This window comes from Nocardia sp. NPDC051832 (genome assembly GCF_040681285.1).
GTDB lineage: Bacteria > Actinomycetota > Actinomycetes > Mycobacteriales > Mycobacteriaceae > Nocardia.
The window spans coordinates 166,081-183,956 of sequence record NZ_JBFAYL010000008.1 but is presented as its reverse complement, the minus strand read 5'-3'; the positions used below and the strand labels follow the sequence as shown (position 1 = coordinate 183,956).

At 68.0% G+C, this 17,876-nt stretch carries 17 protein-coding genes; 1 reads left to right on the top strand and 16 read right to left on the bottom strand.

The genetic code is table 11. The annotated features are described in order from the left end of the window. Positions 1-64 precede the first annotated feature (64 nt). The 12 genes from nuoL to AB0M14_RS36275 all read right to left on the bottom strand — a co-directional run bounded on the left by nuoL (position 65) and on the right by AB0M14_RS36275 (position 13,164). On the bottom strand, positions 65-1,951 hold the full coding sequence (gene nuoL, locus AB0M14_RS36330; protein WP_365004243.1) for an NADH-quinone oxidoreductase subunit L: 1,887 nt from the start codon (positions 1,949-1,951) through the stop codon (positions 65-67). A 1-nt stretch (position 1,952) separates the two neighbouring features. Next, positions 1,953-2,252, bottom strand: coding sequence for an NADH-quinone oxidoreductase subunit NuoK (nuoK, locus tag AB0M14_RS36325; protein ID WP_194813637.1), 300 nt, complete (start codon positions 2,250-2,252; stop codon positions 1,953-1,955). Beyond that, complete coding sequence (locus tag AB0M14_RS36320; protein ID WP_365004239.1) at positions 2,249-3,067, bottom strand: NADH-quinone oxidoreductase subunit J; 819 nt, start codon at positions 3,065-3,067, stop codon at positions 2,249-2,251. Before AB0M14_RS36320 ends, nuoK begins: the two co-directional genes overlap by 4 nt. Continuing rightward, positions 3,064-4,896, bottom strand: a complete 1,833-nt coding sequence (gene nuoH / locus AB0M14_RS36315) for an NADH-quinone oxidoreductase subunit NuoH (protein ID WP_365004236.1) — start codon at positions 4,894-4,896, stop codon at positions 3,064-3,066. The genes AB0M14_RS36320 and nuoH overlap by 4 nt, the downstream gene beginning before the upstream one ends. Then, positions 4,889-7,351, bottom strand: coding sequence for an NADH-quinone oxidoreductase subunit G (locus AB0M14_RS36310; protein WP_365004233.1), 2,463 nt, complete (start codon positions 7,349-7,351; stop codon positions 4,889-4,891). The genes nuoH and AB0M14_RS36310 overlap by 8 nt, the downstream gene beginning before the upstream one ends. Continuing rightward, positions 7,348-8,670, bottom strand: coding sequence for an NADH-quinone oxidoreductase subunit NuoF (gene nuoF / locus AB0M14_RS36305; protein ID WP_365004230.1), 1,323 nt, complete (start codon positions 8,668-8,670; stop codon positions 7,348-7,350). Before nuoF ends, AB0M14_RS36310 begins: the two co-directional genes overlap by 4 nt. Beyond that, positions 8,667-9,344, bottom strand: a complete 678-nt coding sequence (gene nuoE / locus AB0M14_RS36300) for an NADH-quinone oxidoreductase subunit NuoE (protein WP_365004227.1) — start codon at positions 9,342-9,344, stop codon at positions 8,667-8,669. Before nuoE ends, nuoF begins: the two co-directional genes overlap by 4 nt. Further along, positions 9,341-10,633, bottom strand: a complete 1,293-nt coding sequence (locus AB0M14_RS36295) for an NADH-quinone oxidoreductase subunit D (RefSeq protein WP_365004336.1) — start codon at positions 10,631-10,633, stop codon at positions 9,341-9,343. The genes nuoE and AB0M14_RS36295 overlap by 4 nt, the downstream gene beginning before the upstream one ends. Positions 10,634-10,641: 8 nt before the next feature. Next, on the bottom strand, positions 10,642-11,403 hold the full coding sequence (locus AB0M14_RS36290) for an NADH-quinone oxidoreductase subunit C (RefSeq protein ID WP_365004224.1): 762 nt from the start codon (positions 11,401-11,403) through the stop codon (positions 10,642-10,644). Further along, the gene (locus AB0M14_RS36285) at positions 11,400-11,954 is read right to left on the bottom strand and encodes an NADH-quinone oxidoreductase subunit B family protein (protein ID WP_365004221.1); all 555 of its coding nucleotides are present in this window, start codon (positions 11,952-11,954) and stop codon (positions 11,400-11,402) included. The genes AB0M14_RS36290 and AB0M14_RS36285 overlap by 4 nt, the downstream gene beginning before the upstream one ends. Positions 11,955-11,960: 6 nt before the next feature. Continuing rightward, on the bottom strand, positions 11,961-12,341 hold the full coding sequence (locus AB0M14_RS36280) for an NADH-quinone oxidoreductase subunit A (RefSeq protein WP_365004218.1): 381 nt from the start codon (positions 12,339-12,341) through the stop codon (positions 11,961-11,963). Positions 12,342-12,753: 412 nt separating this feature from the next. Continuing rightward, on the bottom strand, positions 12,754-13,164 hold the full coding sequence (locus AB0M14_RS36275; RefSeq protein WP_365004215.1) for a hypothetical protein: 411 nt from the start codon (positions 13,162-13,164) through the stop codon (positions 12,754-12,756). Between the two features lie 100 nt (positions 13,165-13,264). Here AB0M14_RS36275 and AB0M14_RS36270 point away from each other — a divergent pair, with 100 nt between their 5' ends. Continuing rightward, on the top strand, positions 13,265-14,470 hold the full coding sequence (locus AB0M14_RS36270) for an FHA domain-containing protein (RefSeq protein ID WP_365004212.1): 1,206 nt from the start codon (positions 13,265-13,267) through the stop codon (positions 14,468-14,470). On the opposite strand, the gene AB0M14_RS36265 is transcribed toward AB0M14_RS36270, so the two are convergent. From AB0M14_RS36265 to AB0M14_RS36250, 4 genes are read right to left on the bottom strand one after another with little or no spacing between them, the layout of a single operon-like run. Beyond that, complete coding sequence (locus AB0M14_RS36265; RefSeq protein ID WP_365004210.1) at positions 14,467-15,345, bottom strand: phosphoribulokinase; 879 nt, start codon at positions 15,343-15,345, stop codon at positions 14,467-14,469. The genes AB0M14_RS36270 and AB0M14_RS36265 overlap by 4 nt on opposite strands. 16 nt (positions 15,346-15,361) lie before the next feature. After that, positions 15,362-16,453, bottom strand: coding sequence for a class 1 fructose-bisphosphatase (locus AB0M14_RS36260; RefSeq protein WP_365004207.1), 1,092 nt, complete (start codon positions 16,451-16,453; stop codon positions 15,362-15,364). Positions 16,454-16,474: 21 nt separating this feature from the next. Next, positions 16,475-17,461 carry an AAA family ATPase gene (locus AB0M14_RS36255; protein ID WP_365004204.1) on the bottom strand — a complete coding sequence of 329 codons (987 nt, stop codon included), beginning with the start codon at positions 17,459-17,461 and terminating at the stop codon, positions 16,475-16,477. Then, positions 17,451-17,873, bottom strand: coding sequence for a ribulose bisphosphate carboxylase small subunit (locus tag AB0M14_RS36250; protein ID WP_365004202.1), 423 nt, complete (start codon positions 17,871-17,873; stop codon positions 17,451-17,453). The genes AB0M14_RS36255 and AB0M14_RS36250 overlap by 11 nt, the downstream gene beginning before the upstream one ends. Positions 17,874-17,876 lie beyond the last annotated feature (3 nt).

The window sequence follows — 17,876 nt, the reverse complement described above, 5'->3', positions numbered from 1 at the left end:
GTCCCGGCGTGCGCCGGGCGGACGGGGATCTGTGCCGGGAGGCCGGGTTCGCGTGATCGGATGCTCACCAGATCCTCACCGCCAGCAGCGCCGCGGCGACCAGGGCCGCCCCGGTGAACATGGACAGGGCGTAGGAGCGCACGAATCCGGTCTGGACGCGGCGCACCCGAGCGGACAGGCCGCCGATGAAAGCGGCTGTGCCGTTCACGATTCCGTCGACGCCGCGGTTGTCCAGGAACACCAGCGCCCGGGTGGCATGGCGGCCCGGCCGCATGAACACGCCCTCGTTGAAGGCGTCGCCGTAGAGGTCCTTGCGGGCCGCCACGGTGAGCACGCTCGCGGGAACCGGTGCGACCTCGGGGATCTCCTTCTGCGCGTACTCGCGGTAGGCGACGCCTACACCGAGGGCGACGACGATCAGCACCAAGCCCGAGACCGCCCAGGCGGGCAGGACATGCGCGCCGTGGTGCTCGCCGACGACCGGCGCCAGCCAGTTCTGCAACGACGAGCCCAGCACCAGCAGTCCACCGGCGAACACCGAGCCCAGGGCCAGCACGATCATCGGCCCGGTCATGGAGCGCGGCGACTCGTGCGGGTGTGTGCCTTCCTGCCACCTGCTCTTGCCGAAGAAGGTCATCAGCATCACGCGCGTCATGTAGAACGCGGTCAGTCCGGCGCCGATCAAGGCCGCGGTGCCCAGGGTCCAGCCCTTCGCGCCGCCGGCGTTGAACGCCGTTTCGATGATCTTGTCCTTGGAGAAGAACCCGGCGAATGGCGGCACCCCGATGATCGCGAGATATCCGAGACCGAAAGTGACGTAGGTGACCGGCAACAGTTTTCGCAGTCCGCCGTACCGCCGCATATCGGTCTCGTCGTCCATCGCGTGCATCACCGAACCGGCCCCGAGGAACAGCCCGGCCTTGAAGAAGCCGTGCGTCAGCAGGTGCATGATCGCGAACGCGTACCCGGCCGGGCCGAGTCCGGCGGCCAGGAACATGTACCCGATCTGGCTCATCGTGGAGGCCGCGAGCGCCTTCTTGATGTCGTCCTTGGCGCAGCCGATGATCGCGCCGAACAGCAGCGTCACCGCGCCGACGATCACCACGCCGAGTTGCGCGTTCGGTGCGAGGTCGAAGATCGGCCCCGACCGCGCGATCAGGTAGACGCCGGCGGTGACCATGGTGGCCGCGTGGATGAGCGCCGACACCGGAGTCGGGCCCTCCATCGCGTCCCCGAGCCAGGATTGCAGCGGTACCTGCGCGGACTTACCGCACGCGCCGAGCAGCAGCAACAAACCGATCGCGGTGAGCGTGCCTTCGCCGGCCTGCGGCGCGGCGGCGAACACGTCGCCGAAGCCGATGCTCCCGAAGGTGGCGAACATGGTGAACATGGCGATCGCCAGGCCCATGTCGCCAACTCGGTTGACCACGAACGCCTTCTTGGCCGCCGTTGCCGCCGTGGGCTTTTCGTGCCAGAACCCGATCAGCAGGTAGGACGCCAGGCCGACGCCTTCCCAGCCGAGGTAGAGCACCAGGTAGTTGTTCGCCAGCACCAGCAGCAGCATGGCCGCGAGGAACAGGTTGAGGTAGGCGAAGAACCGCCGCCGGTTCGGGTCGTGCGCCATGTAGCCGACCGAGTAGATGTGGATCAGCGAGCCCACACCGGTGATCAGCAGCGCGAAACACATGGACAGCTGGTCCAGTTGGAGCCCGAAGTCGACCTGGAGGCCGGTGACGGGAACCCACTCGAACAGGTCCAGCTGGACGGCCCGCGCCGCGGAGTCGCGGCCGAGCATGCCGATGAACGCGACCACCGCGATGCCGAAGGAGGCCACCGCGGTGAGACAGCCGAGCAGGTGGCCCCATTTATTGGTGGAGCGTCCGGCCAGGAGCAGGATTACGGCGCCTGCCAAGGGCAGGGCGGGCATGAGCCACAAAGTTGCCGTATCCATGTCAGAACTTCAACAGGTTGGCGTCGTCGACCGAGGTCGAGCGGCGGGCGCGGAAGATGGTCATGATGATCGCCAGTCCGACGACGACTTCCGCCGCGGCCACGACCATCGTGAAGAACGCGAAGACCTGACCGTCCAGGTTGGAGTGCAGCCGCGCGAAGGTGACGAACGCCAGGTTCACCGCGTTCAGCATCAGCTCGATGCACATGAACACCACGATGGCGTTGCGCCGCAACAGCACTCCCGCCGCGCCGATGGTGAACAGCAGGGCGGACAGGAACAGGTAGTTCTCAGGGTTCACCGCTTGCCTTCCTCGTCTGCCTGGGACTCGACCGTCTCGGAGCCGACCGAGATCACGGCCGCTTCCGTCAGTGCCTTGTTGCGGCGGTGCCGCAGGATGGTGCTCACCGAATGTTCTTCGAAGGAGCCATCCGGCAGTCGCGCCGGAATGTCGACCGCGTTGTGCCGCGCGTACACGCCCGGGGTCGGCAGCGGGGTGGCGCGGCTCTTGCCGTCCCGGAACCGCAGCCGCGACATCTCGCGCTGGCCGAGCTTGGGTTCGAGCTGGTCGCGGTGCGCGAGCACCATGGCGCCGATGGTGGCGGCGATGAGCAGCGCGCCGGTGAGCTCGAACGCCCAGACGTACTTGACGAAGATCAGCTCGGCGAGTTCGCCGATGACGTCGCGTCCGGCGAAACCCTTGGCGGGGAACGTGATTCCGGAGTCCCGGATGCCGTTGGCGATGCCGCTCATGAACAGGATGCCGAACCCGAGCCCGACCGCGCAGGCGGCGGCGCGCTGCCCCTTGATCGTCTCCTTCAGCGATTCCGCCGAGTCGACGCCGACCAGCATGAGCACGAACAGGAACAGCATCATGACCGCGCCGGTGTAGACCACGATCTGTACGACGCCCAGGAACAGCGCGTCCTGGGCGATGTACATGACGGCGAGCGCGATCATGGTGGCGGCCAGGCAGATCGCCGAGTGCACCGCCTTCGAGGAGAACACCATGCCGAGCGCGCCGATCACGGCGAGCGGGGCGAGGATCCAGAACTGCACGGCCTCACCGGTACCGGCCCGGGTCAAAGGCTCTGCCGCTATCAGGAATTCGTTCACCGTGCGACTCCTTCGGTTCCTACCGCGGTGGGCTCCTTGTCCCGGCCCACCGGCTCCGCCGAGATCGGATCGACGTCCGGAACACCGCCGGGAACCGTGCCGCGGTAGTAATCGCCTTCGGTCGCACCGGGATACATGGCGTGCGGCGGCGCTTGCATACCGGGCTGCATCGGCGCGAGCAGATTCTGCTTCTCGTAGATCAGATCGGCCCGGTTGTCGTCGGTGAGCTCGTAATCGTTGGTCATGGTCAGCGCCCGGGTCGGGCAGGCCTCGATGCACAGGCCGCAGCCGATGCAGCGCAGGTAGTTGATCTGATAGACCCGGCCGTAACGCTCACCCGGCGAGAATCGTTCGGCCTCGGTGTTGTCCGCGCCTTCGACGAAGATCGCGTCGGCGGGACAGGCCCAGGCGCACAGCTCGCAGCCGATGCACTTCTCCAGTCCGTCCGGATGCCGGTTGAGCTGATGCCGCCCGTGGTAGCGCGGCGCCGTCGGCACCTTCTGTTCCGGGTAGTACTCGGTGTTCGGCTTCTTGAACATCGTCGCCGCGGTGACCGCGAAACCGCTGAGCGGCTCCAGGAAGCTCGCCTTGGACACATCGCGCTGTGCCGCGTCGGCGGGCAGCGGCGGCGTCGGGAAGCCCAGGAAAACACCGGATTCCGCCGCCGTCATCGGTTCCTCGGCCAGCGGCGGCAGGCCCGGTTTGCGGCCCGCCCGCAGGAACATCCCGATCATCAGCGCGGTGAGGAGGAGACCGCCGATCACCAGCGCCGGGGTTTGAATGTGCAGCCCCTCGGCTTCGGCGACCCGCACCCCGGCGACCAGCATGACCCACAGCAGCGACACCGGGATCAGCAGTTTCCAGCCCAGATTCATGAACTGGTCGTAGCGCATGCGGGGGAGCGTGCCGCGCAGCCAGATGAACACGAACAGGAACGTCCACACCTTGGCGACGAACCACAGCAGACCCCACCAGCCCGCGTCCGCGCCCGGGATCATGTTGAACGGCCACGGCGCGTGCCAGCCGCCCAGGAACAGCGTGGTGGCGAGCGCGGAAACCGTTGCCATGTTGACGTATTCGGCGAGCATGAACATGGCGAACTTGAGCGAGGAGTACTCGGTGTGGAAGCCGCCGACCAGCTCGCCCTCGGCCTCGGGGAGGTCGAAGGGCGCGCGGTTGGTCTCGCCGACCATGGACACGCAGTAGATCAGGAACGAGGGCAGCAGCAGGAACACGAACCAGGTCGGATGCTGCGCGGAGACGATGCCCGAGGTGGACATGGTGCCCGCGTGCAGGAAGACCGCCGCGAAGCACAGCGCCATCGCGATCTCGTAGGAGATCACCTGCGCGGTCGAGCGCAGGCCGCCGAGCAGCGGGTAGGTCGAGCCCGAGGCCCAGCCCGCCAGCACGATGCCGTACACGCCGATCGAAGTGATGGCCAGGATGTAGAGCACCGCCACCGGCAGATCGGTGAGCTGCAACGCGGTGCGCTCGCCGGCGATGGAGACCTCGCCGCCGAGCGGGATCACCGCGAACGCCATGAACGCCGGGATCACCGAGATGATCGGCGCCAGAATGTAGATCGGCTTGTCCACGATGGCCGGGATGATGTCCTCTTTGAGGGCCATCTTGACGCCGTCGGCGACGGCTTGCAGCGAACCGCCGGGGCCGACCCGGTTCGGGCCGATGCGCATCTGCATGCGCGCCACGATCTTTCGTTCCGCGACCACCGCGATCATCGGGGTGAGCAGCAGGAACACGAAGATCGCCAGGGATTTCGCGATGATCAGCCACATCGGATCATGGCCGAAGAGACTAAGGTCACTCATGGCGGTGTTCCTTCATCCTCTCGTCAGCGCGCCGGATCTCGACGACGCCGCCGGGCACGGTGGCGAGCTGTTCGGCGATCGAGCAACCCGGCGAGTTCTGCGGCAGCCACACCACCCGGTCGGGCATCTCGGTGATCATCAGCGGCAGCGTGATCAGGCCGCGCTGCGTGCCGACGGTGACCGGATCGTCCTCGGCGGCGCCGATTTCCGCGGCGGTGGCGGCCGAGAGCCGGACCACCGCGGGCCGGGCGATGCCGGCCAGATTGGGTTCGCCGTCCTGCATGCGGCCCTGATCGAGGAGCATGTGCCAGGAAGCCAGGACGGCGGTGCCGGCGCTGGGCTGGGTGACCGGATGCGGCCGGTGCGCGGGGGCGGGTACGGGCTGGCCGTCCCATCCGCCCAGTTCGGCGAGTTCGGCGCGGGCGGCCGCGGCATCGGGCAGGTTGAGCCGGACGCGCATCTCGTCGGCGATGGCGTGCAGCACCCGTCCGTCGGACAGTGGTGCGGGCGTGCGGGTCACCATGGACTCGCCGAGCGCGGCCTCGAACCGGCGCGGGCGGCCCTCCCAGGTGCGGAAGGTGCCGTTCTTCTCCATCGCGTTCGCGACCGGGAAGACCACATCGGCCCGATCGGTGACCGGGCTGTGCCGCAGTTCCAAGCTGACCACGAAGCGGGCGGCGTCGATGGCGGCGAGCGCGGCGCTGGGGTCGGGCAGGTCGCGAATATCGACACCGCCGATCACCAGTGCGCCCAGACTCGCGGCCGCGTCGAGGATGCCCGCGGTGTCGCGGCCCGGCGTGGCGGGCAGCTCGCCGACATTCCAGGCGCCCCGGACCTGTTGGCGCGCAGCCGGATCGGCGACGGGCCGGCCGCCGGGCAGCAGCCCGGGCAGCGCGCCGGCCTCGACCGCGCCGCGTTCGCCGGCCCGGCGCGGCACCCAGGCCAGGGCCGCTCCGGTTTCGTCGGCGAGGTGCACCGCGGCCGAGAACGCGCCGGGGATACCGGCGAGCCGCTCGCCCACCAGGATGACCGCGCCGGGCTGGCGCAGCAGCCGGGCGGCATTGTCGGCGATCTCGGCGGCGTCGGTCCGAAGCGCTTCCAGCACATGGGGTTCGGCGCCGGGTGCGGTCTGGAGCAGGGTGCCGGACATACGCTCCAGGCCGCGCGAGGCGTACGGCGCCAGCGAGTAGACCGGCAGCCCGCGCTTGCGGGCCGCCTTGCGCAGGCGCAGGTAGATGATCGGCGACTCCTCTTCCGGTTCGAAACCGGCGAGCAGCACGATCGGCGCGCGCTCCAGGGCGTCGTAGTCGACGACCACGCCCTGCCCGGCGACGCGCGCGGCCAGGAAGTCCGCTTCCTCGGCCGAGTGCACCCGGGTCCGGAAGTCGATGTCGTTGCTGCCCAGCGCGAGGCGGGTGAACTTGCTGTAGGCGTAGGCGTCTTCCTCGGTGACCCGGCCGCCGACCAGCACGCCCGCGTTCCCGAAGGCCGCGGCCAAGCCGCCCGCCGCGGCGGCCAGGGCCTCCGACCAGGAGGCAGGCTGCAAAGTGCCGTCCCAGGCGCGCACCAGCGGGGTGGTGACGCGGTCCCGTTCGGTGGCGTAGGCGAAGGCCCAGCGGCCCTTGTCGCAGTTCCACTCCTCGTTCACCTGCGGATCGTCACCGGCCAAGCGGCGCAATACTTTTCCGCGCCGGTGGTCGGTGCGCTGGGCGCAGCCGGAGGCGCAGTGCTCGCACACGCTGGGGCTGGAGACCAGGTCGAACGGGCGGGCCCGGAACCGGTAGCTGGTGCCGGTGAGCGCGCCGACCGGGCAGATCTGCACGGTGTTGCCGGAGAAGTAGGAGTCCAGCGGTTCGGCCTGGGCGGTGCCGACCTGTTGCAGCGCACCGCGATCCATCAGTTCGATGAACGGATCGCCCGCCACCTGCTGGGAGAACCGGGTGCAGCGCGCGCAGAGCACGCAGCGTTCCCGGTCCAGCAGCACCGCCGTGGACAGCGGAATCGGCTTGGGGTACGTGCGTTTCACGCCGTCGAACCGGGTCTCCGGCCGCCCGGAGGACATCGCCTGGTTCTGCAGCGGGCATTCGCCGCCCTTGTCGCAGACCGGGCAGTCCAGCGGGTGGTTGATGAGCAACAGCTCCATCACCCCCTCCTGGGCCTTGTCGGCGACCTGGGAGGTGAGCTGGGTGCGCACCACCATGCCCTCGGCGACGGTCTGGGTACAGGAGGCGACCGGCTTGCGCTGGCCCTCCACCTCGACGATGCACTGGCGGCAGGCGCCGACCGGGTCGAGCAGCGGGTGGTCGCAGAACCGGGGGACCTGGATGCCGAGCAGTTCGGCGGCCCGGATCACCAGGGTGCCGGGCGGCACGCTGACCGAGGTGCCGTCGATGGTCAGCGTGACGAGATCGGCTGGCAACAAACCACTTTCATTGGAGCTCACGGTGGATGTCATCGGACCTCTCCTTCCGCCCAGACGGTGCTGCGCGCCGGATCGAACGGACAGCCCGCCCCCTCGAGATGGATCTCGTACTCCTGCCGGAAGTACTGCATCGAGGACACGATGGGACTGGCCGCGCCGTCACCGAGCGCGCAGAACGACTTGCCGTTGATGGTGTCGCTGATATCGAGCAGCTTCTGCAGATCCGATTCGGTGCCCCGGCCCTCTTCCACCCGCTTCAGCAGCTGCACGAGCCAATAGGTGCCCTCGCGGCAGGGGGTGCATTTGCCGCAGGACTCGTGGGCGTAGAACTCGGTCCAGCGCAGCACGGCGCGCACCACGCAGGTGGTGTCGTCGAAGATCTGCAAGGCCTTGGTGCCGAGCATGGATCCGGCGGCGGCGACCCCCTCGTAGTCCAGGGGGACGTCGAGGTGCTCGTCGGTGAACAGCGGCGTCGAGGAACCGCCCGGCGTCCAGAACTTCACCGTGTGCCCGGCCCGGACGCCGCCCGCGTATTTCAGCAGTTCGCGCAGCGTAATGCCCAGGGGCGCTTCGTATTGCCCGGGCCGAGCCACATGGCCGGACAGCGAGTACAGCGTGAAGCCGGGCGACTTCTCGCTGCCCATGGACCGGAACCATTCGATGCCGTTGAGGATGATCGGCGGCACCGAGGCGATGGATTCCACGTTGTTGACCACCGTCGGGCAGGCGTAGAGACCCGCGACGGCCGGGAACGGCGGCCGCAGGCGCGGCTGACCGCGGCGGCCTTCGAGCGAATCCAGCAGCGCGGTCTCCTCGCCGCAGATGTAGGCGCCCGCGCCCGCGTGCACCACCAGGTCCAGGTCGTAGCCCGAACCCAGGATGTTGCGGCCGAGATAGCCCGCGGCATAGGCCTGTTCGACGGCGGCCTGCAAGCGGCGCAGCACCGGCACCACTTCGCCGCGCACATAGATGAACGCGGTGTTGGCGCGGATCGCGTACGAGCCGATGATCACGCCTTCGATCAGCGCGTGCGGGCTCGACAGCATGAGCGGAATGTCTTTGCAGGTACCGGGTTCGGACTCGTCGGCGTTGACCACCAGGTAGTGCGGTTTGGTCACGCCGTCGGGGCCGGGGCCCTGCGGGATGAAGCCCCACTTCAGGCCGGTCGGGAAGCCCGCGCCGCCGCGACCGCGCAGCCCGGCGTCCTTCACGGTCTGGATGACCGTGTCCGGGTCCATCCGCAGTGCTTTGCGCAGCGCTTGATAGCCGTCGTGGCGGGTATAGGTGTCGAGGGTCCAGGACTCCGGATCGTCCCAGTAGCGGGAGAGCACCGGCGTCAGAGCGGTCGTCATACGTTGTCCTCCCGCGCGATCTTCAGCCCGGCCAGCGTGGCCTCGCCCGCCGGGCCGTCGAGCACGCCGGGGCGCTCGTCCGGGAATCCGGCGAGGATGCGGGCGGTCTGCTTGAACGTGCACAGCGTCGCGCCCCGGGTCGGGGTCACCGGCTGGCCGGCGCGCAACGCCTCCACCAGAGCCTGGGCCGATTCCGGGGTCTGGTTGTCGAAGAACTCCCAGTTCACCATGACCACGGGCGCGAAATCGCAGGCGGCGTTGCACTCGATGTGCTCGAGGGTGATCGCGCCGTCCTCGGTGGTCTGGCCGTGCTTGATGCCCAGGTGCTTCTCGAGCAGGGCCAGGATCGCGTCGCCGCCCAACACCGCGCACAGCGTGTTGGTGCAGACGCCGACGTGATACTCGCCGGTCGGGGTGCGCCGGAACATGGAGTAGAAGGTGGCGACAGCGGTGACTTCCGCGCCCGTCAATCCCAGCATTTCGGCGCAGAATTCGATGCCGGTGCCGGAGACGAAGCCCTCCTCGGCCTGCACCAGGTGCAGCATCGGCAGCAGCGCCGAGCGGGCCACGGGGTAGCGGCCGATGATCTCCTTGGCGTCGGCGGCCAGCCGCTCCCGCACGAACGGCGGGTACGGCTCGGGGCGCGTGGACAGTTTCAGCAGGATCTCGGTCATCGATCGACACCACCCATCACCGGGTCGATGCTCGCGACGGCGGCGATCACGTCGGCGACCATGCCGCCCTCGCACATCGCCGCCACCGCTTGCAGATTCGTGAACGAAGGGTCCCGGTAGTGCACGCGGTACGGGCGGGTGCCGCCGTCGCTGACCATGTGCACGCCGAGTTCGCCGCGCGGGGACTCCACGGCCGTGTACACCTGGCCCGCGGGCACCCGGATGCCCTCGGTGACCAGTTTGAAGTGGTGGATGAGGCCCTCCATGGACGTGCCCATGATCTTGCCGATGTGCTTGGGCGAGTTGCCGAGTCCGTCCGGGCCGAGTTGCAGGTCGGCCGGCCAGGCGATCTTCTTGTCCTCGATCATGACCGGGCCGGGCCGCAGCCGGTCCAGGCACTGCTCGACGATCTTGAGCGACTCCTTCATCTCCTCGACCCGGATCACATAGCGGCCGTAGCAGTCGCAGCCGGTGGTGGTGGGGATGTCGAATTCATAGGTCTCGTAACCGCAGTACGGCTGCGACTTGCGCAGGTCGTGGGGGAGACCGGTGGCGCGCAGACAGGGGCCGGTGATGCCCAGGGCCATGCAGCCGGTCAGATCCAGATAGCCGATGTCCTGGGTGCGGGCCTTCCAGATGGGGTTCTGGGTGAGCAGATGCTCCATGTCCCGCAAGCGTTTCGGCATCAGGTCGAGCAGTTCGCGGACCTTCTGCACGCCGTCGTCGGGCAGGTCCTGGGCCAGGCCGCCCGGCCGGATGTAGGCGTGGTTCATCCGCAGGCCGGTGATGGTCTCGAAGACGTCCAGGATCAGTTCGCGTTCCCGGAAACCGAACAGCATCGGGGTGAGCGCGCCCAGCTCCATGCCGCCGGTGGCCAGCGCCACCAGATGCGAGGAGATGCGATTGAGCTCCATCAGCAGGACGCGGACGATGGTGGCGCGCTCCGGGATCTGCTCGGTGATGTCGAGCAGCGATTCCACACCGAGGCAGTAGGCGGTCTCGTTGAAGAACGGGGACAGGTAGTCCATCCGGGTGACGAAGGTGACGCCCTGCGTCCAGTTCCGGAATTCGAGGTTCTTCTCGATTCCGGTGTGCAGGTAGCCGATACCGCACCGGGCTTCTTTGACGGTTTCGCCTTCGATTTCCAGAATGAGCCGCAGCACGCCGTGCGTGGACGGGTGCTGCGGGCCCATATTGACGACGATGCGCTCTTCGGCTGCGCCCTCGATGGTTTCGGCGACCTGGTCCCAGTCCTGTCCGGCGACGGTGACCGTGGGGAGAGTGTCGATGTCGTTCACTAGCTGTATGCCCTCCGCTCGTCGGGCGGCGGGATACGCGCGCCCTTGTATTCGACCGGGATCCCGCCGAGCGGGTAGTCCTTGCGCTGGGGGTGACCGCGCCAGTCGTCCGGCATGGTGATGCGGGTCAGCGACGGATGACCGTCGAAGATGATGCCGAAGAAGTCGTAGGTTTCCCGCTCGTGCCAGTCGACGGTGGGGTACACGTCGAACAGGGACGGGATGTGCGGGTCGTCGTCGGGTGCGGAGACCTCGAGGCGCAGCCGGCGATTGTGCGTGATCGACATCAGCGGGTAGACCGCGTGCAGTTCGCGGCCCGTGTCCTCGAGGTAGTGCACGCCGCTGACGCCGAGGCAGAGCTCGAAACGCAGTGCGGCGTAGTCCCGCAGCACCTGCGCGACGGCCACCAGGTACTCGCGCCGGACGTGCAGGGTGAGCTGGCCGCGGAAGACCACGACCTTCTCCAGCGCCGTTTCCAGGGCGGTGTCGGTAGCGGCGAGCGCGGCGCGCAGCGCGGCGACGACCTCGTCGAAGTAGCCGCCGTAGGGCGGGTGGCTGCCGCCGGGCAGGGCGACCGGGCGGACCAGGCGGCCGTAGCCGGAGGTGTCGCCGGTGCCGCCGCTGCCGAACATGCCGTGCCGGACGCCGATCACCTCTTCGCCCGGCGTGCCCGGATGTTCCTGTGGCAGTGTGCCTTCCGGGCCCGCGGTGGCGGCGGCGTCGGTTTCCCGGGTGGGGTGCTGTGGAGTGTCGAAGGTCATCGCAACAGTCCCTCCATCCGAATGGTCGGGGTCGAGGCGAGCGCGGCCTGCTCGGCGGCGCGGATCGCTTCCTCGCGGTTCACGCCGAGCGGCATTTCCTGGATCTTCTCGTGCAGCGCGATGATCGCGTTCAACAGCATTTCCGGCCGCGGCGGGCAGCCGGGCAGGTAGATGTCGACCGGCACGACGTGGTCGACGCCCTGCACGATCGCGTAGTTGTTGAACATGCCGCCGGAGGAGGCGCAAACCCCCATGGCCAGCACCCATTTCGGCTCGGTCATCTGGTCGTAGACCTGGCGCAGCACCGGCGCCATCTTCTGGCTGACCCGCCCGGCGACGATCATCAGATCGGCCTGGCGGGGCGAGGCGCGGAAGGCTTCCATGCCGAACCGGGCAATGTCGAAACGGCCCGCGCCCGTTGCCATCATCTCGATGGCGCAGCAGGCGAGGCCGAAGGTGGCCGGCCACAGCGAACCCTTACGCAGGTAGCCGGCGAAATCTTCCACGGTGCTCAGCAGGAAGCCGCTGGGCAGTTTTTCTTCGAGACCCATTTCTTTTCAGTCCCAACTGAGCCCGCCACGGCTCCACTCGTAGGCATAGGCGACGGAGACATTGACGATGAACAGGGCCATGGCGACGAAACCGAAGACGCCGAGCGAGTCGAAGTGCACGGCCCACGGGTAGAGGAACACGATCTCGATGTCGAAGATGATGAAGAGCATGGCGGTGAGGTAGTACTTCACCGGAAAGCGTTGGCCCGCAGCGTTGCCGGGGCCGCCCGAGACCGCGTGCGGCGTCGGTTCGATACCGCACTCGTAGGCCTCCATCTTGGACCGGTTGTAGCGCTTCGGTCCGATGAGCGAGGCCATGATGATCGAGAAGATGGCGAACGCCGCTGCGACGGCGCCCAGTACGAGTGTGGGCATCTCCATATTCACGGGATCGGTTCCCCTCCTTGTGAGCTGGGACGGGTGAATGTCGACCGGTCGGTCGGAGCGGGTCTCATGCCGTGCCCGCGCTCGTGTGAGCTACGGCACAGACTACAACTGAACGCGGGGCAGGCTACCCGATTGGTTCCGGTCTTTGATCGAATTCAGAACTGCGATTCATGACAGAAACGGTGGTAATCCGCGGGCGATGTCACGTGACGAACCACGAGGTGGGTCCGGGGTGTCGGGAATGTCGTTGCTACTGCTCGGTATCGGTGTTACCGATGAGTAGCGCACGACGCATTCGATCACCGCGGCGCACTGCCACCCTGATTGACCGTGTTTGCTCATGGGTCGCCAGGCGGCGCTGCGTGCGCAGCGGTGATCGAGAGATGTGCGAAAGCTATAGATCAGTGAAAGATCAAGCGGCGGCGCGGTTGCGCAACAGGCTCACGACCGCCTCGGTCAGTGTGATCGGGTCGATCGGATGCGAGACCGCGGCCTCGGCCCGGGACCAGTTCGCCAGCCAGGCGTCGTCGGGGCGGCCGGTGAGGACGAGAACCGGTGGGCAGTCCTCGATTTCGTCCTTGAGCTGCTTGGCGATGCCGAGCCCGCCGGTCGGGGTGGATTCGCCGTCGAGGATGGCCAGATCGATGCCGCCGGCGTCCATCTGGGCGATCACCACCGTGCCGGTGGCGACCTCCAGGTACTCAAGTTCTGGTAGCTCGGGGTGCGGGTGTTTGCCCAGTGCCATGGTTACCTGGCGCCGGGTGTCGGCATCGTTGCTGTAGACCAGCACCCGCAAGGGGGTGGAACGGTTCGCGTCGGCCACGCAGGGATGGTACGTCCGGGAGCGACTGCGGCGTGGCAGGTTCGGGAGAATCCGCGGGCGCGTCTTCCCTGCTCGTCTTCGTGTGCAATACGGTTGTCTGGTGAGGGGAGGGGCGATGCCGGATATCGAGGTGCTCGCCGGCACCCATCTCGTCGCCGGGCTCGACGGCGTCCTGATCGTGGTCGCCAACCGTGCGGACGCGCCCGCGACGCGCAGCTCGGCGGCCGGTGCGGCGCTGCTCGAAGTGCAGGGGCTGGTGCGGGCGGCGGCGAAATCCGAAAAGCAGCGCAGCGGAAAGGCATTCGCGCGCTTGGCCACCAATTGGCTGATGGGGCTGGAGGCGGAGGAGGCCGTCGAGTTCGCGGTGCTCACGCCGACCGCCACCGGTGTGGCGGTCTTCTTGCACGGCGGGGTGACGGCGGTGCTCGCGGGCGCCGAACGCGCGGAAGTGCTGCGCGGCGGCGAGGCCGGATTCACGGTGGACCGGTTGGTGATTCCCGCGCCGGAGGTCGGCGCGGGCGTGTTCGTCGACGAGGGGGACCAGCAGTTCGATCTGCCCGGGGTGCGCGGCGTCGGCACGTTGGCCGCGGGCACCGTCCCCGGCTCCGGCGGTGTGCTCTGGTACGGGGAGCCGGTGTACCGGCCGCCCGCCGAACGCCCGACGACCCGGGATCCCGCCCAGCCGGCCGCCGATCGTGCTGTGGCGCAAGCACGTTCACTGTCCAAGCCGCGCCCCGAGCCGCTCCCGGACGCCATTCCCACCCCGGACGCGCTACCGGCCGTGTCCCGGGACCCGTTCCGCGACATCCTGGCTCCCGTGCCGACAGTCGGACCGCCGATCGTCAAGGGCTTCCGGTGCACCCGGCAGCACCACAACGACCCGCGCGTCTCGACCTGCGCGGTGTGCGGCGTCCGCATGGACCTGTCCAGCGGCATCCTCACCGACGGCGTCCGCCCGCCCCTGGGCCTGCTCCTCTTCGACGACGGCACCATCATCATCCTGGACGCCGACTGCGTGCTGGGGCGCGAACCCGAACGCTCCGCCGCCGCCCGCCGCGGCGCCCGGCCGGTCCGCCTGGACGACGCCTCCGGCGGCATGTCCCGGACCCATGCCGAAATCCGCCTCGTCGACTGGGATGTCACGGTGCTGGACCTGGGCTCCGCCAACGGCACCCACCTGCGCGCCGCCGGCCACCCGGACTGGATCCGCGTCGTCCCCGGCCACCCGCAGCCGTTGCGTCCCGGCGCGCAGATCCTGCTCGGCGGCCGCACCGCCACCTTCGACTCCCAGCACGGGCAACTCTAGCGAGATCGCTTGGGGCGCTTGTCCATCAGCCGCAGAATGAGCGGGGTGAAGATGAGCTGCATGGCCAGTTCCATCTTGCCGCCGGGGACGACGATGCAGTTCGGGCGGGACATGAAGGAGTCGTGCAGCATCGACAGCAGGTAGGGAAAATCGATGACCTTCGGGTCGGCGAAGCGGATCACCACGAAGCTCTCGTCGGCGGTGGGGATGGTGCGGGCGATGAACGGATTCGAGGTGTCGACGGTGGGGACACGCTGGAAGTTGACGTAGGTGTGGGAGAACTGCGGGCAGATGTATTTCACGTAGTCGGGCATCCGCCGCAGGATGGTGTCGATCACGGCTTCGCTGGAGTAGCCGCGTTCGGTCTTGTCGCGGATGACCTTCTGAATCCATTCCAGGTTGACGATCGGGACCACGCCCACGAGCAGGTCGGCGTAGCGGGCGACATTGACCGAATCCGTGATCGCCGCGCCGTGCAGGCCCTCGTAGAACAGCAGATCGCTGCCGGGGGCCAAGTCCTCCCACGGCGTGAAGGTGCCCGCGGGCTGGCCGTACGGCTTGGCTTCGCCCTCGTCGTGCAGGTATCTGCGCACCGAGCCGACGCCGGTCTCGCCGTAATCGCGGAACAGGGTCTCCAGTTCCTTCAGTAGATTCGCCTCCTCGCCGAAGTGCGAGAAGGTGAAGTTGCTGTTCTGTTCCGCCTCGGTCATCGCCAGCTTCATCTCGTTGCGGTCGTAGCGGTGGAACGAATCCCCCTCCACGATCGCCGCGTAGATGCCTTCGCGCCGGAAGATCTCCTGAAAGGTGCGGGTGACGCTGGTCGTGCCCGCACCGGAGGATCCGGTGATCGCGACGACGGGATGTTTGACCGACATGGCACCTCCTGGGGGTTCAGACGGGATTGGCGCGGCCCGCGGGGCGGAACAGCGAGCGGGTGCCGAACAGGGAGCTGTCGAAGCGCGGACCCTCCTCGGGTTCGCTGTGGTAGTGCTCGATGCGCTGCACCTCGTTGCGGGAGCCGAAGATCAGCGGAACTCGTTGGTGCACCTGGGCCGGAACCACCTCACGCACCCGCTCGCCGCCGGTGGTGGCCCAGCCGCCCGCCTGCTCGACGATGAACGCGATCGGGTTCGCGCCGTAGAGCAGCGCCACCTGTCCCGGGCGCTGCGGGGGCCGGGTGTCGTAGGGATACAGGTAGACGCCGCCGCGGGTCAGGATGTGGAAGGTGTCCGCGACCAGGGACGCCACCCAGCGCATGTTGAAATCCCGGGCCCGCGGGCCGTCCACCCCGTCCAGGCACTCGTGGACATAGCGGCGCACCGGTCGCTCCCAGAACCGCTCGTTGGCGGCGTTGATCGCGAAACCCGTTGTCTCCTCCGGGATTCGCATGCGCGGGTGGGTCAGCACGAACGCGCCGATCTCGCGATCGAGGGTGAATCCGTCGACGCCCCGGCCGGTGGTGATCACCAGCATCGTCGCCGGGCCGTACAGGGTGAATCCGGCGCACACCTGCTGGGTGCCCTGCTGCAGGAAGTCCGCGTCGGACGGGTTCGCGCTGCTGCCCACGGGGGCCCGCAGGATGCTGAAGATCGTTCCGACCGGCAGATTCACGTCGATATTGGACGAACCGTCCAGCGGATCGAAGGCCAGCAGATACTTGCCCCGCCGGTGTGCGTCCGGCACCGGGTGGGCCCCGCTCATCTGCTCCGACAGCAGCGCCGAAAGATGGCCCGTCCATTGGGTTTCCGACACCATGATGTCGTTGGCGATGGCATCGAGTTTGCGGTGCACGGTGGGCGGCAGGTTGTCCGGCTCGGACGCGCCCAACGACCCCACGATCGCGCCCCTGGTCACCTGATTGGCGATGATCTTCGTCGCGGTGGCGACGACATTCACCAGCGCCGAGAATTCACCGGACGATCCAGGATGCCGGTGCTCCTCCTCGATCGTGTAGCGGGTGAGGGTCTTCAGTCCTTCTGGCATCGGTGTCAATCCAGGTAGGTGTCATGGTCCGTCGGCGACAGCGCCTTTGTCGAAAACGCTGCTGCCGTAGACATCCCGGTCGGTCAGCGTGATCAGGTCGGTTCTGGTGAGCGGGCGGTGCAGTTCCACCAGCCGCTTGGCCTGACGCAGCCGGCAGCGGTCCAGGGCGTTGCGGACGCTGCGGGCGTTGGAGAAGCGCGGCTGTTCCATCCGGCGCGCCAGATACTCGGAGAATGCGGCCCCGGCGGCCTCGTCGAAGCGAAAGTTCTGCTCCGCCACCATGAGGCCGGCGATCGCCAGCAGTTCCTCGTGCGTGTAGTCGAGGAACTCCAGATGGTGCGCGACGCGGGAGGACAGGCCGGGATTGGCGGAGAAGAACCGCTCCATCCGGTCCGGGTAACCCGCGAAGATCACCACCAGGGTGGCGCGCTCGTTCTCCATCTCCTGCAACAGGATCTCGATCACTTCCTGCCCGTAGTCGCGTTCGTTCTCCGGACGGAACAGGTAGTAGGCCTCGTCGATGAACAGTACGCCGCCGGCGGCTTTGGCGATGGCCTCCTTGGTTTTCGGCGCGGTGTGCCCGATGAACTGGCCCACCAGGTCGTCGCGGGTGACGGTGTGCACCTTGGGTTTCCGGATGTAGCCGAGGGTGTGCAGCAGCTCGGCCATGCGCAGGGCGACCGTCGTCTTGCCGGTGCCCGGGCCGCCCGTGAAGCTCATATGCATGGTGGGCCGGGCCGATTCGAGCCCGAAGCGCTGCCGGGCCCGGTCGATCATCAGCAGCGCCGCGATCTCCCGGACCCGCCGCTTCACGTTCGCCAGGCCCACCAGTTCCGCGTCCAGCCGGTGCAGCGTCAGTTCGACGTCGTCGCCCGCGATATCGGTCGAAAGGTCCAGCACCGCATCGTCGTCCAGGATCGGCGGCGGCTCCGGCGCGGCGGGCTGCGCCGGCCGGGGCCCGTCGGCGCTCGGCCGGTGCAGCCGGAAACCGTTGCCCTCACCCGCCATACCGCGCGCCCTGTGGTTTCTCGGTGGCATAGGAACGCAGACCGTAGGTTTGGCGGCGGTCCGGGCCCTCGGTGCGGGTCAGCTCGAAACCGGGCTCGTTCGTGGGCCGCTGCACCAGGAAACTCAGCGCCGTGGTCTGCCTGCCGAAGCGGGCGTCGTAGGCCAATACCCGGACGTAGTGCCGCGGGAACGTGGCGCGGCAGGCGTTGATCTTGGCCAGCACGCCGTCGGGTTCGTCGAGATCGAACAGCGGCAGGCCCCACATCTGCCAGTAGGCGTTGCGCGGGTGCGGGTCGTCGGTGTACTCCACCGACACCGGCCAGTTGTTGAGCAGGGCGTAGCGCACCTGCGCGGCGATGTCGGCGTCGGTGAATTCCGGGAGATAGGAGAAGGTTCCGTGCCGCAGATACATGAC

Bases quoted from the DNA above. Each gene is read 5' to 3' on its own strand.
- nuoL (WP_365004243.1), bottom strand. From the start codon at position 1,951: ATGGATACGGCAACTTTGTGGCTCATGCCCGCCCTGCCCTTGGCAGGC.
- AB0M14_RS36285 (WP_365004221.1), bottom strand. From the start codon at position 11,954: ATGGGTCTCGAAGAAAAACTGCCCAGCGGCTTCCTGCTGAGCACCGTG.
- nuoE (WP_365004227.1), bottom strand. From the start codon at position 9,344: ATGACCGAGATCCTGCTGAAACTGTCCACGCGCCCCGAGCCGTACCCG.
- AB0M14_RS36310 (WP_365004233.1), bottom strand. From the start codon at position 7,351: ATGACATCCACCGTGAGCTCCAATGAAAGTGGTTTGTTGCCAGCCGAT.
- nuoF (WP_365004230.1), bottom strand. From the start codon at position 8,670: ATGACGACCGCTCTGACGCCGGTGCTCTCCCGCTACTGGGACGATCCG.
- nuoH (WP_365004236.1), bottom strand. From the start codon at position 4,896: ATGAGTGACCTTAGTCTCTTCGGCCATGATCCGATGTGGCTGATCATC.
- AB0M14_RS36255 (WP_365004204.1), bottom strand. From the start codon at position 17,461: ATGGCGGGTGAGGGCAACGGTTTCCGGCTGCACCGGCCGAGCGCCGAC.
- AB0M14_RS36265 (WP_365004210.1), bottom strand. From the start codon at position 15,345: ATGTCGGTCAAACATCCCGTCGTCGCGATCACCGGATCCTCCGGTGCG.
- AB0M14_RS36260 (WP_365004207.1), bottom strand. From the start codon at position 16,453: ATGCCAGAAGGACTGAAGACCCTCACCCGCTACACGATCGAGGAGGAG.
- AB0M14_RS36290 (WP_365004224.1), bottom strand. From the start codon at position 11,403: ATGACCTTCGACACTCCACAGCACCCCACCCGGGAAACCGACGCCGCC.
- AB0M14_RS36250 (WP_365004202.1), bottom strand. From the start codon at position 17,873: ATGTATCTGCGGCACGGAACCTTCTCCTATCTCCCGGAATTCACCGAC.